This window comes from Citrobacter meridianamericanus (assembly GCF_041320245.1).
Lineage (GTDB): Bacteria > Pseudomonadota > Gammaproteobacteria > Enterobacterales > Enterobacteriaceae > Citrobacter > Citrobacter meridianamericanus.
This window is the reverse complement of record NZ_CP101036.1, coordinates 3,886,068-3,900,769: the sequence shown is the minus strand read 5'-3', so window position 1 is coordinate 3,900,769 and position 14,702 is coordinate 3,886,068. Positions and strand designations below refer to the sequence as shown.

At 51.2% G+C, this 14,702-nt stretch carries 11 protein-coding genes and 1 pseudogene; 7 read left to right on the top strand and 5 right to left on the bottom strand.

Features of this window, described 5'->3' with window-relative positions; all coding sequences use genetic code 11:
• The first annotated feature begins 121 nt into the window (after positions 1–121).
• The 3 genes from torC to torD are packed head-to-tail and all read left to right on the top strand — an operon-like array spanning position 122 to position 4,441.
• The gene (torC, locus tag NMD08_RS19135; protein ID WP_151218685.1) at positions 122–1,300 is read left to right on the top strand and encodes a pentaheme c-type cytochrome TorC; all 1,179 of its coding nucleotides are present in this window, start codon (positions 122–124) and stop codon (positions 1,298–1,300) included.
• Positions 1,290–3,830 carry a trimethylamine-N-oxide reductase TorA gene (torA, locus tag NMD08_RS19130; protein WP_252837977.1) on the top strand — a complete coding sequence of 847 codons (2,541 nt, stop codon included), beginning with the start codon at positions 1,290–1,292 and terminating at the stop codon, positions 3,828–3,830. Before torC ends, torA begins: the two co-directional genes overlap by 11 nt.
• The gene (gene torD / locus NMD08_RS19125; protein ID WP_286543093.1) at positions 3,827–4,441 is read left to right on the top strand and encodes a molecular chaperone TorD; all 615 of its coding nucleotides are present in this window, start codon (positions 3,827–3,829) and stop codon (positions 4,439–4,441) included. The genes torA and torD overlap by 4 nt, the downstream gene beginning before the upstream one ends.
• A gap of 355 nt (positions 4,442–4,796) precedes the next feature.
• Here the strand turns inward: torD and uspF are convergent, their stop codons facing one another.
• Entirely contained in the window at positions 4,797–5,225 is a 429-nt protein-coding gene (gene uspF / locus NMD08_RS19120) for a universal stress protein UspF (RefSeq protein ID WP_187252863.1), read from the bottom strand.
• Positions 5,226–5,752: 527 nt separating this feature from the next.
• On the opposite strand from uspF, the gene NMD08_RS19115 reads away from it, so the two are divergent.
• Together NMD08_RS19115 and NMD08_RS19110 are read left to right on the top strand one after the other, a co-directional pair.
• Entirely contained in the window at positions 5,753–6,847 is a 1,095-nt protein-coding gene (locus NMD08_RS19115) for a NapC/NirT family cytochrome c (protein ID WP_151218688.1), read from the top strand.
• A 20-nt stretch (positions 6,848–6,867) separates the two neighbouring features.
• On the top strand, positions 6,868–9,312 hold the full coding sequence (locus tag NMD08_RS19110; RefSeq protein WP_370618789.1) for a trimethylamine-N-oxide reductase 2: 2,445 nt from the start codon (positions 6,868–6,870) through the stop codon (positions 9,310–9,312).
• Positions 9,313–9,380: 68 nt separating this feature from the next.
• Here NMD08_RS19110 and NMD08_RS19105 read toward each other — a convergent pair whose 3' ends face one another.
• The 4 genes and pseudogenes from NMD08_RS19105 to cusR all read right to left on the bottom strand — a co-directional run bounded on the left by NMD08_RS19105 (position 9,381) and on the right by cusR (position 12,723).
• Entirely contained in the window at positions 9,381–10,184 is an 804-nt protein-coding gene (locus NMD08_RS19105) for an MBL fold metallo-hydrolase (protein WP_187252860.1), read from the bottom strand.
• Positions 10,185–10,267: 83 nt separating this feature from the next.
• Positions 10,268–10,477, bottom strand: coding sequence for a hypothetical protein (locus NMD08_RS19100; protein WP_187253028.1), 210 nt, complete (start codon positions 10,475–10,477; stop codon positions 10,268–10,270).
• Positions 10,478–10,599: 122 nt separating this feature from the next.
• Positions 10,600–12,050: pseudogene (locus NMD08_RS19095) on the bottom strand (Cu(+)/Ag(+) sensor histidine kinase).
• Entirely contained in the window at positions 12,040–12,723 is a 684-nt protein-coding gene (cusR, locus tag NMD08_RS19090; RefSeq protein WP_151218692.1) for a copper response regulator transcription factor CusR, read from the bottom strand. Before cusR ends, NMD08_RS19095 begins: the two are co-directional and overlap by 11 nt.
• A gap of 195 nt (positions 12,724–12,918) precedes the next feature.
• Here cusR and NMD08_RS19085 point away from each other — a divergent pair, with 195 nt between their 5' ends.
• On the top strand, positions 12,919–14,301 hold the full coding sequence (locus NMD08_RS19085; RefSeq protein WP_370618787.1) for an efflux transporter outer membrane subunit: 1,383 nt from the start codon (positions 12,919–12,921) through the stop codon (positions 14,299–14,301).
• A gap of 32 nt (positions 14,302–14,333) precedes the next feature.
• Positions 14,334–14,681, top strand: a complete 348-nt coding sequence (cusF, locus tag NMD08_RS19080; protein WP_151218694.1) for a cation efflux system protein CusF — start codon at positions 14,334–14,336, stop codon at positions 14,679–14,681.
• Positions 14,682–14,702: the final 21 nt, after the last annotated feature.

Here is a 14,702-nt window from a genome sequence, read left to right as displayed (position 1 = left end):
GTCTCTTTCTGTTCATATCTGTTCACATTGTGCCGTAAGCCATTCATCATGACCAGTGTTGCCGTTCATATTTGCGAAATAAGATCCTCTGTAACTAAACCATAAAAATACAGGGGCTATTATGCGGAAACTATGGAGGGCGCTGCTCAGACCGAGCGCACGTTGGTCAGTGTTAGCGCTGGTGGTCATCGGGATTGTGGTCGGTATCGCGCTGATCGTCTTGCCGCACGTGGGTATTAAATTAACCAGTTCAACCGAATTTTGCGTGAGTTGCCACAGCATGCAGCCGGTTTACGAAGAATATAAACAGTCAGCGCATTTTCAGAATGCCTCCGGGGTGCGCGCAGAGTGTCATGATTGCCACATTCCATCAGATATCCCAGGCATGGTGAAACGTAAGCTGGAAGCGAGTAACGATATTTACCAGACCTTTGTTGCCCACTCTATTGATACTCCTGAAAAATTCGAGGCCAAGCGCGCCGAGCTGGCGGAGCGTGAATGGGCGCGAATGAAGGAGAACAACTCCGCAACTTGTCGTTCCTGTCATAACTATGACGCGATGGATCATGCGAAACAGCATCCTGAAGCCGCGCGCCAGATGAAGATTGCGGCTAAGGATAATCAATCTTGTATCGACTGCCATAAAGGTATTGCGCATCAGCTTCCCGATATGAGCAGCGGTTTCCGCAAGCAGTTTGACCAGTTACGCGCCAATGCAAACGACGACGGCGATACGCTCTACTCTCTGGACATCAAACCTATCTATGCCGCCAAGGGTGATAAAGAACCTGCAGGTTCACTGCTGCCCGCTTCGGAAGTGAAAGTGTTAAAGCGTGACGGCGACTGGCTGCAAATTGAAATTGTGGGCTGGACTGAGAGTGACGGACGTCAGCGCGTGCTGGCGCAATTGCCGGGCAAGCGCATTTTTGTGGCCTCTATTCGCGGCGACATCCAACAGCACGTGAAAACGCTGGAGCAAACCACCGTTGCAGAAACGAACACGCAATGGAGCAAGCTGCAGGCCACCGCCTGGATGCAGAAGGGCGATATGGTCAACGACATTAAGCCTATCTGGGCTTATGCCGATTCGCTCTATAACGGAACCTGTAATCAGTGCCACGGCGCGCCTGAGAAAGAGCATTTTGACGCCAACGGCTGGATTGGCACGTTGAACGGCATGATTGGCTTTACCAGTCTGGACAAACGTGAAGAACGTACCTTGCTGAAATACTTGCAGATGAATGCCTCTGACACCTCGGAAAAGCCGCATGGCGATAAAGGAGAAAGCAATGAAAAATAACGATCTCTTTCAGGCTTCTCGGCGACGTTTTCTGCTGCAGTTGGGCGGTTTGACTGTAGCCGGTATGTTAGGACCTTCTCTGCTCACACCGCGTAGCGCCAACGCCGCAGAGGTGCAGGGCGCTGGCGTAAAAGAGGGGATCCTGACCGGATCTCACTGGGGGGCAATCCGCGCCACCGTAGTTGATGGTCGGTTTATTGAGGCCAAACCGTTTGAACGCGATAAGTATCCGTCAAAAATGATCGCTGGACTGCCGGATCACGTGCATGGTAACGCGCGTATTCGCTATCCAATGGTCCGCGTTGATTGGTTGCGTAAACGTCATCAGAGCGATACCACGCAGCGTGGAGATAATCGCTTTGTGCGCGTTTCGTGGGATGAAGCGCTGGATTTCTTCTACCAGGAGCTGGAACGCATTCAGAAGACCTATGGCCCAAGCGCGCTGCTGACAGCCAGCGGCTGGCAATCTACCGGCATGTTCCACAATGCTTCCGGGATGCTGGCACGTGCCATTGCGCTGCATGGTAACAGCGTGAGCACTGGGGGCGACTATTCTACCGGTGCGGCTCAGGTCATTCTGCCGCGCGTGGTAGGGTCAATGGAGGTATATGAGCAGCAGACTTCCTGGCCGCTGGTGCTGCAAAACAGCAAAACGATTGTGCTGTGGGGCTCCGATCTGATTAAAAACCAGCAGGCGAACTGGTGGTGTCCGGATCATGATGTCTATGAATACTACGAGCAACTGAAGGATAAGGTAGCGCGTGGTGAGATTTCGGTCATCAGCGTTGACCCGGTCGTCACCTCAACGCATGACTATCTGGGCCGCGACAAGGTTAAGCACATTGCCGTGAACCCGCAGGCCGATGTGCCGCTACAGCTGGCGCTCGCACATACGCTCTATACCGAGAAGCTCTACGACCAACATTTCCTTGATACCTACTGTGTTGGGTTTGAGCAGTTTCTGCCTTATCTGCTGGGTGACAGTGACGGACAGCCTAAAGATGCCCAGTGGGCGGAAAAACTATGTGGTATCGATGCCGACACAATCCGTGAACTGGCGCGGCAGATGGCGAGCGGAAGAACGCAGATTATCGCCGGCTGGTGCGTCCAGCGTATGCAGCATGGGGAACAGTGGGCGTGGATGATCGTGGTGCTGGCCTCGATGCTCGGACAAATCGGTTTACCCGGCGGCGGCTTTGGCTTTGGCTGGCACTATAACGGTGCGGGAACGCCGGGGCGTAAAGGGATTATCCTGAGCGGTTTTTCTGGCTCCACCACCGTGCCTCCTGTGCATGACAGCACCGATTATAAGGGCTATAGCAGCACCATCCCGATCGCGCGTTTTATCGATGCGATTCTGGAGCCGGGCAAAAACATTAACTGGAACGGCAAAACCGTCAAGTTGCCGCCGTTGAAGATGTGCGTTTTTGCCGGGACCAACCCTTTCCATCGTCACCAGCAGATCAATCGTATTATTGAGGGCTGGCGTAAGCTGGAAACGGTTATCGCCATTGATAATCAATGGACCTCGACTTGTCGATTCGCTGACATCGTATTGCCCGCGACGACCCAGTTTGAGCGTAACGATCTCGACCAGTATGGCAACCACTCCAACCGTGGCATTATCGCCATGAAACAGCTGGTGCAGCCACAATTTGAAGCGCGTAATGATTTCGATATTTTCCGCGATCTCTGCCGCCGTTTTAATCGTGAAGAAGCGTTCACCGAAGGGCTGGATGAGATGGGCTGGTTGAAACGGATCTGGCAGGAAGGAAGCCAGCAGGGGAAAGGGCGTGGTGTTCATCTTCCGGCTTTTGATGTTTTCTGGAATCAGCAAGAGTACGTTGAATTCGAACATCCGCAGATGTTTGTACGTCATCAGGCCTTCCGCGAAGATCCCGACCTTGAGCCGCTCGGCACGCCGAGCGGTTTAATCGAGATTTTCTCCAAAACCATTGCCGATATGCAGTATGACGACTGCCAGGGGCATCCGATGTGGTTCGAGAAAATCGAACGCTCACACGGTGGACCCGGTTCGCAGCGTTGGCCGCTGCATTTGCAATCCGTGCACCCGGATTTCCGTCTGCACTCGCAGCTTTGTGAGTCTGAAGCGCTGCGTAAGCATTATGCGGTAAGTGGTAAAGAGCCGGTGTTTATCAACCCGCAGGATGCCAGCGTCAGAGGAATTCACAATGGCGATATTGTCCGTGTGTTTAACGCACGTGGACAAGTACTGGCCGGGGCGGTTGTCTCCGACCTCTACTCGCCGGGTGTGGCGCGTATTCATGAAGGTGCGTGGTACGATCCTGATAACGGCGGGGAAACCGGAGCGCTGTGTAAATACGGCAATCCGAACGTGTTAACGATCGATATCGGCACGTCTCAGCTGGCGCAGGCGACCAGCGCCCATACTACGCTGGTGGAAATTGAGAAATACACCGGCAAAGTGGATAACGTGACGGCGTTCAGCGGCCCGATCAAAATGGTGGCGCAGTGCGAATATGTTCCGGCAGAGAAGGTGACGTCATGACGAAACACTCTTCCCTGACAACAGAACAAATGGCCTGCGTGTACGCCTGGCTGGCGCAGCTGTTTTCCCGGGAGCGTGACGATGAAAGCCTGGCGCTTTTACAGTCCAGCGAAATGGCGGATTGGTTCGCGGTGTTAAAAGTTGAACCGTTGCTTGAGGCGCAGGTCCTTTTACTGGAGGAAAAAACTGCTGCGCTGAAGGCGCGTGAAGACGCCACTCTGGAACTGGCGGCTGATTTTTGCAGCCTGTTCCTGATGTCGGATAAACACGCGGCGTTACCCTATGCGTCGGCTCATCTTGAAGGCGGGCCGAACTACGGAGTCATTAAACAACTGTTATCCGATGCGGGCATGCAGGTAAGCGATGCGTTTAGCGAGTCAGCCGATCATGTGGCTATTTTTATTGAATTGCTGAGCCATTTGCACTTTTCTCTGGGGGAGTCGGAGCTAAACCCTCAGCGTGTTGATGCGTTACGCAGAGAGACGCTGACGGGGTTGTTACGCTGGTTACCGGACTTCACCGCCAAATGCTGTCGGTATGATGCCTTTGGTTTTTACGGCGCGCTAAGTCAGCTGTTGCTGGCTTTGGTCAGGCTGGATAATCAGAGCTGAGAGCAGCATATCCGGAGGTAATGAATTTGTTGCCTCCGTCGTATTGCTACGTTCACCTTATGTTTTTCACTTCTCTGAAACGATACTGCCTGTGAACGTGTTAAGGGTACTATCGCCGTACCCTTAACAATCCCGGCCTTACGGAAACACGTCGGCAATTTTCAGCCGGACCAGTCCACACCTGACCTCCTACGCTTTTATTTGAAAAATCGCTGAACAGCAAAACAAATTTAACTGGAAATCAGGGCGTTGAAGCGATGACCTCGTTACGGCTGTTCCACTCTCAGTTATTTCCAGGGTCATTCATCTTCGTGAACTGAATGGCATTAGCACATTCGCTCCCATTTTACTCATCTCACCGCACAACCAGCACCGGACATTTCGCATGGCGTACCACGGCTGCTGCCGTTGAACCCAGCAGATAAGTGCTAAAACCGGGTTTATGTGAGGCGATGATAATAAGCTCGGCGTCTACTGATTCCGCCAGTTTGAGGATCTGATCCTTTGGCGGGCCGTAAACGACATGAGTTTGACTCCTGCCTGCAGGAATATTGAACTGCTTAACAATCTCTTCAAGTTTTTCGCTGGCCTTGGCCTGCAGACCACTTCTATCCGGGAATTCAGTTGAATAGGCCAGCCCCAGCGAGGCATAAAACGGAACGGTAGGAATAACGGCTAAAAAGTGGACCTTCGCGGTTTTGGCATGCGCCTGGACCTGTGGAACAACATGGCGGGTTAAATCGGTTTCAGAGATATCAATGGGCACCAGAATTGAGCGATACATATTCACTACCTCCTGTTTGTTTACCTCTCCCCTAAGTGTAGCGAAAGTTGTTTCTGTATAATAAGTGACCAGATCAAGGTTAGGTGCATAAATGTGTTTCAATGAAAGATATGTGCCGCAAATCCTGGCGCGATGTATGTCTGATCAAAACCGCAAGGGGATATTTTCTTTAACACTCACGATTGCTAAATAGTAAAGGGGGCGTTTTTTACTTCCCTTCATTATATATTTAATTATATAACGAGTATTGTTAAGGGGAGAATTTTATCGACGCTACACAGCCATCCATCTTTTATTCTGATTTTTTAATTATCAATAGATTAATAAACCTTAAGTGTAGATTAAAATTCTGATTTTAATCTAAATTTGGTATTTACATTTCGTTCTCATTAAATATGCGAGTCCCTTCAAACTTAACCGCATGCTAATTCTCATTTCTCTCTTCAGTTGATGAATATCAATAAGCAGCTGCTTTTGGATAATTATTGTCTACCTATAAAAGGGTATTCGTCTTGTGGGAATAAAAGATGAGAAAAATAAATAAAACAATCCTCTGGACGATGCTGCTGTGCGTTGTTCTGGGGGGCATTATTGTATTGGCTGGGCAATGGACATTACACAAAACCTCGAGCACGGAATTCTGTTTGTCTTGCCATACGATGCAGGCCCCCTATGAGGAATATACCGGCTCGGTTCACTTCCAGAATCAGAAAGGCATTCGCGCAGAGTGCGCGGACTGTCATATCCCGCAAGGGGGACTGGACTACCTGGTGGCTAAGCTGCGGGCCTCAAAAGATGTTTACCATCAGTTCATAACCAAAAAGATCGATACTCCGGAAAAATATGAAGAACACCGTCTGGAGATGGCGCAAACCGTCTGGGCCCAGCTTAAGGCAAGTGATTCTGCGACCTGCCGGAGCTGTCACAGCATGGACGCGATGGACCTTGCCGCACAGAGTGCGGATGCCCAGAAAATGCACAAAATGGGCATCACAGAAAAGCAAACCTGTATTGATTGCCACAAAGGGGTCGCCCACTTCCCACCCGAAGTCAAAATGGATGACAGCGCGCTCAAAGGGCTTGAAGCGCAGTCAGCCTCCACTCCAGCTTCGGCAACTGAGCTTTATGCCGTAAGCAATACCGCGCTGGGCGATCTGGGAACCGTTTACCCGGCAACACAAATGCAGGTTCTGAAAACAACGGACAATACGCGACTGGTTGAGATTCGTGGTAGCCAGATGCAGGGAAGTGAACAGGTCATTTACTACGCGGCAGGACAGCGTTTGATTCTTGCCAGCCTGAGTGAAAAAGGTCAGCAGTCGCTGAAGATTCTCTCCGACTGGAAAAAAGATGATTACGGTAATGCCTGGCGAGATGTCGTGCTGCAGGGCGAATGGAGCGGTTCGGCCCTCGCCAGCCGCGAGCCTATGTGGGATTACGCACGCAAACTCGACAATGTGTACTGCGCGGGCTGTCATGCGCCAATTCCGGCGAATCATTTCACGCTCAACGCCTGGCCTTCAGTGGCAAAAGGGATGGGTGCTCGTACCAATATCAGTGAAAACGAACTGGATATCCTGAGCCGTTACTTCCAGTACAACGCTAAAGACATGAATAAATAAGCGATAAATCAGGAGAAATCATGAAACTCACAAGACGTGACTTTATCAAGACGGCTGGCGCGGCAACCGGAACCATGGCGATTTCTTCGGTGATCCCAATGCCAGCCTGGGCCGAAGGTCAAAATGGCGGAGCGATCCTGACGGCAGCCCGTTGGGGCGCGGTATACGTAGAAGTAAAAGACGGCAAAGTGGTTTCCTCAAAAGGTGCATTGCCTAAGACGGTGCCGAACTCGCTACAGCAAACCGCACCGGATCAGGTCCATACCAATATCCGCGTAAAATATCCGATGGTGCGCAAAAGCTATCTGGAAAACCCGGGTAAAGCGGATGGTAAACGTGGAAACGATCCCTTCGTGCGGGTTAGCTGGGAGCAGGCGCTGAAGCTCATTCATGAGCAGCATAGCCGGATCCGTAGCAGCTATGGCCCGTCCTCAATATTTGCCGGTTCTTATGGCTGGCGCTCCAGCGGGGTTCTGCATAAAGCGCAAACCTTACTGCAACGCTATATGAGCATGGCGGGTGGCTACGCCGGTCATACCGGAGATTATTCAACCGGGGCCGCGCAGGTGATCATGCCTTACGTTGTGGGATCGGTTGAAGTTTATGAACAGCAAACCACCTGGCCGATGGTGCTAGAGCACAGTCAGGTCGTGGTGCTGTGGGGGATGAACCCGCTAAACACCCTCAAGATTGCCTGGAGCAGCACGGATGAACAGGGGATTGAATACTTTAATCTGCTGAAGAAATCAGGCAAAAGTGTCATTGCCATCGACCCGATGCGTTCTGAAACCATCGAATTCTTTGGTGATAATGCCACCTGGATTGCGCCACATATGGGGACCGATGTGGCGATGATGCTGGGGATCGCCCATACACTGGTGAAGAAAAATCTCCACGACAAAGCCTTCCTGGAAAAATACACCACCGGATACCCGCAGTTTGAAGAGTATTTACATGGCAAGAGCGACAAAATAGAGAAAACCGCCGAGTGGGCTTCCGGCGTGTGCGGCGTACCCGCTGAGCAACTGGAGAAGCTGGCGGAAATTTTCTCCAGCAATAAAACGATGCTCATGGCGGGTTGGGGGATTCAGCGCCAGCAATATGGTGAGCAAAAACACTGGATGCTGGTAACGCTGGCGGCGATGCTGGGGCAAATTGGTACCGAAGGCGGCGGCTTCGGGTTCTCGTATCACTATTCCAACGGCGGTAACCCAACACGCACCGGTGGGGTATTGCCAGCCATCTCCGCCAAAATTGAAGGCGGGTCATCAGCGGGCAACGACTGGGCGGTTTCCGATGCGGTGACCAGCCTGCCGGTAGCGCGAATTGTTGAAGCGCTGGAAAACCCTGGCGGCAAATATCAGCATAACGGTAAAGAGCAAACTTTCCCGGATATCAAAATGATCTGGTGGGCGGGCGGCGCTAACTTTACCCATCATCAAGATACCAACCGCTTAATCAAAGCCTGGCAGAAGCCTGAGCTGGTTGTCATCTCTGAGTGCTACTGGACCGCAGCGGCCAAACACGCCGATATTGTTCTGCCGATCACCACGTCGTTCGAGCGCAACGATCTGACCATGACCGGTGACTATAGTAACCAGCATCTGGTACCGATGAAGCAGGTCATCGCGCCGCAATTTGAAGCACGTAGCGACTTTGACGTATTTGCCGATCTGTCTGAGATGCTCAAGCCGGGAGGAAAAGCGGTTTATACCGAGGGCAAAGACGAAATGGCGTGGCTGAAGCAGTTCTATGATGTCGCGCAAAAAGCCGCCCGTGCCCAGCGCGTCGCCATGCCTCAGTTCAATGCGTTCTGGGAGCAGAACAAACTGATTGAAATGCGTGAGAATGAAAAGAACAACAAATATGTGCGCTACGCAGAATTCCGCAGCGATCCGGTGATGAATGCACTCGGAACGCCGAGTGGTAAGATAGAAATCTACTCGAAAACGATTGAAGGCTATCAGTACAAAGACTGCCCGCCGCATGCGTCATGGATTGAACCGGATGAGTGGAAAGGAACGGCGGATAAGGATCAGCTGCAGCTACTGACGGCGCATCCGGCACATCGTCTGCACAGTCAGTTGAACTACGCGTCGTTGCGTAAAGAGTACGCGATTGCTGATCGGGAGCCGGTAACAATTCACCCGGATGATGCGAAAGCCAGGGGCATTGTTGAGGGCGATCTGGTACGCGTATGGAATGCGCGTGGTCAGGTGCTGGTTGGCGCCCACGTCAGTGATGGCATCAAACCGGGAATCATCTGTATCCATGAAGGCGCCTGGCCGGATATCGAAAACGGCATCTGCAAAAACGGCGGCGCGAACGTGCTGACGGCGGATATCCCGACGTCAAGGCTGGCGAATGGCTGTGCGGGGAATACCAGTCTGGTATACGCAGAAAAATTCACCGGTGAAGCACCAAAACTCACTGTTTTTGATGAACCCGCAATCGTCACAATGTAATGGTGGTTGATAAACGGGAACCGAAAGGTTCCCGTTTTTTATTGCTGCTTTGGCAATGTTTACTGTCGTTACTCTGCCAGCACAATGACATCTCCCGTTGCCGGGGCGTCAGATCCCGGTAGCCACAAGCGTCCCCACGAACCGGTGCAATGACAGCCGAGCAGCTTTTCCGGTTGCTGTTGCTTAATAAACTTTCGCGTCCGCCATAGTTTAGCGGGGGAGGCTGCGCGTAAATGGAATCCGCCGATGACGGCGTAAATTTTGTTAACGCCGGTGATGTTTTGGCAATGGCGTACGATATTCTCAATTCCCCGATGCCCGCAGCCGGTAATGATGACTAATCCGCGTTCAGATTTATAAATCAATACGCCTTCATCGCTGATGTAATCCGGTTGAGGCGTTTTCTCACTAATAACGCCATAGGCCTGCGGAGTGGGAACGCTAATTTCCCCGGACCATAAAAATCGATCGCTAATAGCCAATGGTTTGCGGGTGTATTCCATCACAAGTCGAGAGTAGTCGTTATCGCGGGAGAGTTTTTTTATTTTTCGCGGCGTTCCCGCAAGAGTGATTGAGGCGTAACGCTCACAGGCGATTTGAGGATGGCAAATAACACGACTGTTATCCGCAAGCCACGGCACGCCGCCACAATGATCGTAATGGCCGTGCGAAAGCACCACGGCGTCAAGCTGCGATAAATCAACCCCCATTTGCGCGGCGTTAAGTATGAAGCTGTCGTCCGGCCCGGTATCAAACAGTATGGTGGTGGTTTTATCCTGAACCAACAGACTGAGTCCAGGCTTTGCCCGTAATGATTTATCTGCGCCAGTCGCGCGCCGGTTTTCAAGCAATACCGTGAGGGTTAAAGCCACATCTGACTCCAGTATTAAAACGGCATACTTTAGCTCAGGGTTATTGTGAGCGCTGTGATCGCAGCGCTCTTTAGCGTTATCTGTTACTGCACACAGTTTGCCTGTGCGCGGTGTTTTTCCGCCTGCTGCTCATGGGCATAGGAATGACCATTATTCATCGACTGATGTACTACCATCGCTTTTTCATGTTCATTCATTTGTGAGAATGATTGTGCGTGGGGTGACGTTTCTGCTGCATTAACGCCAGCAGAGATAAAAAACGCGATAGCGAAAAAAGAGGATATCTTGTTCATCATATTTCTCCTGTATGGGTTTACGGAAGAAATTATAAAGAGCGAGGACAGTCAGTGACGTGACAGGATTATGACGGTTGTGTCAGAGAATAAGGATGACGCCGAAACGTCATCACCAGGAATTATACTGCGTGCTTGGGTAGCGTCAGAATAAAGCGGGTGGAGCGGGCATCGGAGGTGACCGCCACTTTTCCTTGATGGGCGATGACAATTGATTTCACAATCGCCAGCCCAATACCGCTGCCTTCACCTTTACGCTGGCGTGAAGGGTCTACCCGGTAAAATCGGTCAAAGAGTCGGGGGAGATGCTGAGGGGGGATTGGGGGCCGGGATTTTCCACGACTATCTGGACCTGGTCATCCGCGTCTTTCACTCGCACGGTGACCGACTCGCCTTTTGGCGTGTAGCGCAGGGCGTTTGAAAGCAGATTACTCACCGCCCGGCGTAGCATTAACGGGTCGCCTGAAACCCAGCATGCGCGTCCTTCAAAACGTAAGCCGACCTCGCGCTCTTCTGCCCAGGCTTCGAAAAAGTCGAACACTTTCCCCACCTCATCAGCCAGATTCAGCGCTGTCTTCTCCGGGATTAGCTGATTATTGTCCGCCTGCGCCAGAAACAGCATGTCACTGACCATTTTCGACATACGACCAAATTCTTCGAGATTGGAATACAGCACGTCTTCCAGCTCTTTTTGGCTGCGGGTCTGGCTGAGCGCAATTTCCGTTTGTGTGACCAGATTGGTGATGGGGGTGCGGATCTCATGGGCAATATCCGCCGAGAAATTCGACTGACGTTTAAATACGTCCTCGATACGCTCGATCATGTGATTAAACGAACTGACCAGTTGTTCCAGTTCAATAGGCACAGCCTGCGGATCGAGACGCACATCGAGATCTTTCGAGGTGATATTTTGGATGCGGCGACTGACGTTACGGATCGGTTCATGACCTTTGTACACGGCGAACAGCACGATAAAAACAATCATCATGCTAATTAGCGATGCCGTCATAATCAGTTTGTTTTTCAGGTCGTTAATATAGTGCAAATGAAAGTCTATCGATAACGCCAGATACAGCGTATACGCCGCTTTTCCATCAGCAAGCTGTCCTACCGGCAGGCGAATCATTCGCCAGTTCGACGACGTTTTCTGTCCATGAAGATGTTGGGACGTTTGTAGCGTTGGGCCAGAGATAATAAAAACATCACTGACATGGGCATTTTTATCCGGCTTTGCGCTGGCGATAAATTGCCGGAGATCCGGGGCATTGGGCGAATGAAAAATAGCCTTCTGATTGCTATCTTCCAGCGAAATAATGACGTTCGAGTAACCTGCTACCACGTTTTTTAGCGTTTCCAGACGACGTGATTCTGGCTCATTGGGTTGGTTAATAATTCGCTCCAGCGTGGCGCTGATCTGTTGTAAATCATTAATGTCCTGTTCGGCGAAATGGACCTTTACAGAGTGGATCATTATCCATGCAAAGGCGAAAAATGAAGCGATGGTCGCCAGGCTGATAAAAAAGGTCAGTCGTGTTGCCAGCGAAAAAGGGCGTCGCCATCGTTTACCGCGCATCGGGAACCTCAAGCATATAGCCCACACCGCGCACGGTCTGAATCAGTTTTGGCTCAAAGTCGTTATCAATTTTGGCGCGCAGACGCTTCACGGCGACGTCGATGGCATTGGTATCACTGTCAAAATTCATGTCCCAGACCTGGGAGGCTATCAGCGAGCGGGGTAACACTTCCCCCTGATGGCGCAGAAAAAACTCAAGCAGGGTAAACTCTTTGCTGGTCAGGGTGATGCGTGTACCGCTACGGATGACTTTTCTGCTCACCAGATCAACTATTAAATCTGCGACCTGAAACTGGCTTTCGACGATCACCGCCGCGCCCCGGCGCAGCAGCGTTCTGACCCGCGCCAGCAGCTCAGCGAAGGCGAACGGTTTAACCAGGTAATCATCCGCGCCGAGCTCCAGACCTTTAACCCGATGTTCAATGGTGCCCAGCGCGGTGAGAAGAAGAATGGGCATCCCTTTGTTGGCGGAACGCAGCATCCGCACGATATCCCAGCCGTTTACGTCCGGCAGCATGATGTCGAGTATGAGCAGGTCGTAATCGCCGGTCATCGCAAGATGGTACCCGTTCAGGCCGTTATCCGCTAAATCCACGACAAAACCCGCCTCCGTCAGGCCTTTCGTCAGGTATTCACCGGTTTTTTTCTCATCTTCGACTATCAAAACCTTCATTGTATTCTCCTTCACGCACAGGGTGTGCGGACTTTCAATTCTAGGGATGCGGGATCGGATAGCAAACGGTTATTGGGAAAATGACAGTTTTGTCATTTTCCTGTCACCGCTTAAACAGAGTCGTTTCGTTAAAGTACAACACTATAAATTCCCACTTATTTCAGGGTCATCAGTCCGGTCAGGACGAGAAGAACTATGAGCAAATTTAAGCTTCTTACCCTCAGCGCGATATTCATTCTCGCCGGTTGTTCATTGGCTCCAGAATATCAGCGCCCGGCGTTGCCGGTACCGCAACAATTCTCCTTGAGCCAGAATGCCCTGATTTCTGCACCGATGGGATATCAGGACACGGGGTGGCGGACTTTCTTCGTTGACTCACAGGTAAAAGCGCTGATTGGCGAGGCGCTGGTCAAAAACCGCGATCTACGTATGGCTGTGCTGAAAGTTCAGGAAGCGAGAGCGCAATATGGGGTCACGGACGCCGATCGCTACCCGCAAATAACGGCAGGTTCCAGCAGTACTTACAGCGGTAAATTAAAAGGCGATACCAGCACAAAGAAAGAATTCGAGGCCGGGCTGAATCTCAGTTTCGATCTGGACTTCTTTGGTCGGCTGAAGAATATGAGTGAAGCCGAGCGACAGAACTTCTTTGCCAGCGAAGAGGCGCGTCGGGCAGTACACATCTCATTAATCTCCAATGTATCGCAAAGTTATTTCAATCAGCGTCTGGCGTATGCGCAGCTTAAAATTGCCGAGGAAACGCTGCAAAACTATCAGCGTTCTTACGCTTTTGTGGAGAAACAACTGCTAACCGGCAGCACCAACGTATTGGCGCTGGAACAGGCGCGGGGCGTGATTGAAAGCACACGCAGCGAAATCGCGAAGCGTAAAGGCGAACTGGCGCAGGCGAACAACGCGCTGCAACTGTTGCTGGGCACATACGGGAAATTACCCAACGACCAGATGCGCAGCCACGGGGATATTAAACCCGTAACGCTGCCACCATCGCTCTCGTCACAAATACTGTTGCAGCGCCCGGATATTTTGGAAGCAGAGCACGGATTAATGGCGGCGAATGCCAATATCGGCGCTGCACGGGCAGCGTTTTTCCCGTCAATAACCTTGACCAGTTCTGTGTCCAGTAGCAGCAGCGATCTCTCCAGCCTATTTAATGCCGCCAGCGGCATGTGGAATTTTGTCCCCAAAATAGATATTCCCATTTTTAACGCCGGACGTAATCAGTCCAATCTCGACCTCGCTGAAATTCGCCAACAGCAATCGGTGGTGAATTATGAACAAAAAATACAGAACGCATTTAAAGAGGTGGCGGATGCGCTGGCGTTGCGCCAAAGCATTGCCGATCAAATTAGCGGCCAGCAGCGTTATCTGCAGTCATTGCAAATCACGCTGCAACGCGCCAGAGCGCTTTATCAACATGGTGCGGTTAGTTATATCGAAGTCCTGGACGCCGAACGTTCTTTATTCGCCACGCAGCAATCGCTGCTCGATCTTAATTACGCCCAGCAGGTTAATGAAATTAAGCTGTTTGCTGCCTTAGGCGGCGGTTGGGTGGAGTAATCCTTAATATTAATTTTTCAGGAGCATTAATAATGAATACTACTGCCAAAGCCGTGTTGTTTAGCCTTTTCTCTGCGGTCATGTTTAACGCTCAGGCCAATGAGCATCAACATGGAGAGATGATGAGTATGCAGCCAGCAGCTCAACAGGAACAGGTCATTAGCGCCACTGGGGTGGTTGAATCTGTTGATATGGAAAGTAAAAAAATCACGATTAAACATGACCCTATTCCGGCAGTGAACTGGCCGGCCATGACCATGCGTTTCACGCTGGTTGCTGACACTAAAGCTGACGATATTCAGTCCGGCGATAAGGTGGCGTTTACGTTTATTCAGCAGGGTAATCTCTCTGTGCTACGCGATATTCATATCAGTAAATAACGTTCCCGTAGGTCTCTTTTA

Bases quoted from the DNA above. Each gene is read 5' to 3' on its own strand.
- torD (WP_286543093.1), top strand. From the start codon at position 3,827: ATGACGAAACACTCTTCCCTGACAACAGAACAAATGGCCTGCGTGTAC.
- torC (WP_151218685.1), top strand. From the start codon at position 122: ATGCGGAAACTATGGAGGGCGCTGCTCAGACCGAGCGCACGTTGGTCA.
- cusR (WP_151218692.1), bottom strand. From the start codon at position 12,723: ATGAAGGTTTTGATAGTCGAAGATGAGAAAAAAACCGGTGAATACCTG.
- NMD08_RS19110 (WP_370618789.1), top strand. From the start codon at position 6,868: ATGAAACTCACAAGACGTGACTTTATCAAGACGGCTGGCGCGGCAACC.
- uspF (WP_187252863.1), bottom strand. From the start codon at position 5,225: ATGTATCGCTCAATTCTGGTGCCCATTGATATCTCTGAAACCGATTTA.
- cusF (WP_151218694.1), top strand. From the start codon at position 14,334: ATGAATACTACTGCCAAAGCCGTGTTGTTTAGCCTTTTCTCTGCGGTC.
- NMD08_RS19100 (WP_187253028.1), bottom strand. From the start codon at position 10,477: ATGAACAAGATATCCTCTTTTTTCGCTATCGCGTTTTTTATCTCTGCT.
- NMD08_RS19085 (WP_370618787.1), top strand. From the start codon at position 12,919: ATGAGCAAATTTAAGCTTCTTACCCTCAGCGCGATATTCATTCTCGCC.
- torA (WP_252837977.1), top strand. From the start codon at position 1,290: ATGAAAAATAACGATCTCTTTCAGGCTTCTCGGCGACGTTTTCTGCTG.
- NMD08_RS19115 (WP_151218688.1), top strand. From the start codon at position 5,753: ATGAGAAAAATAAATAAAACAATCCTCTGGACGATGCTGCTGTGCGTT.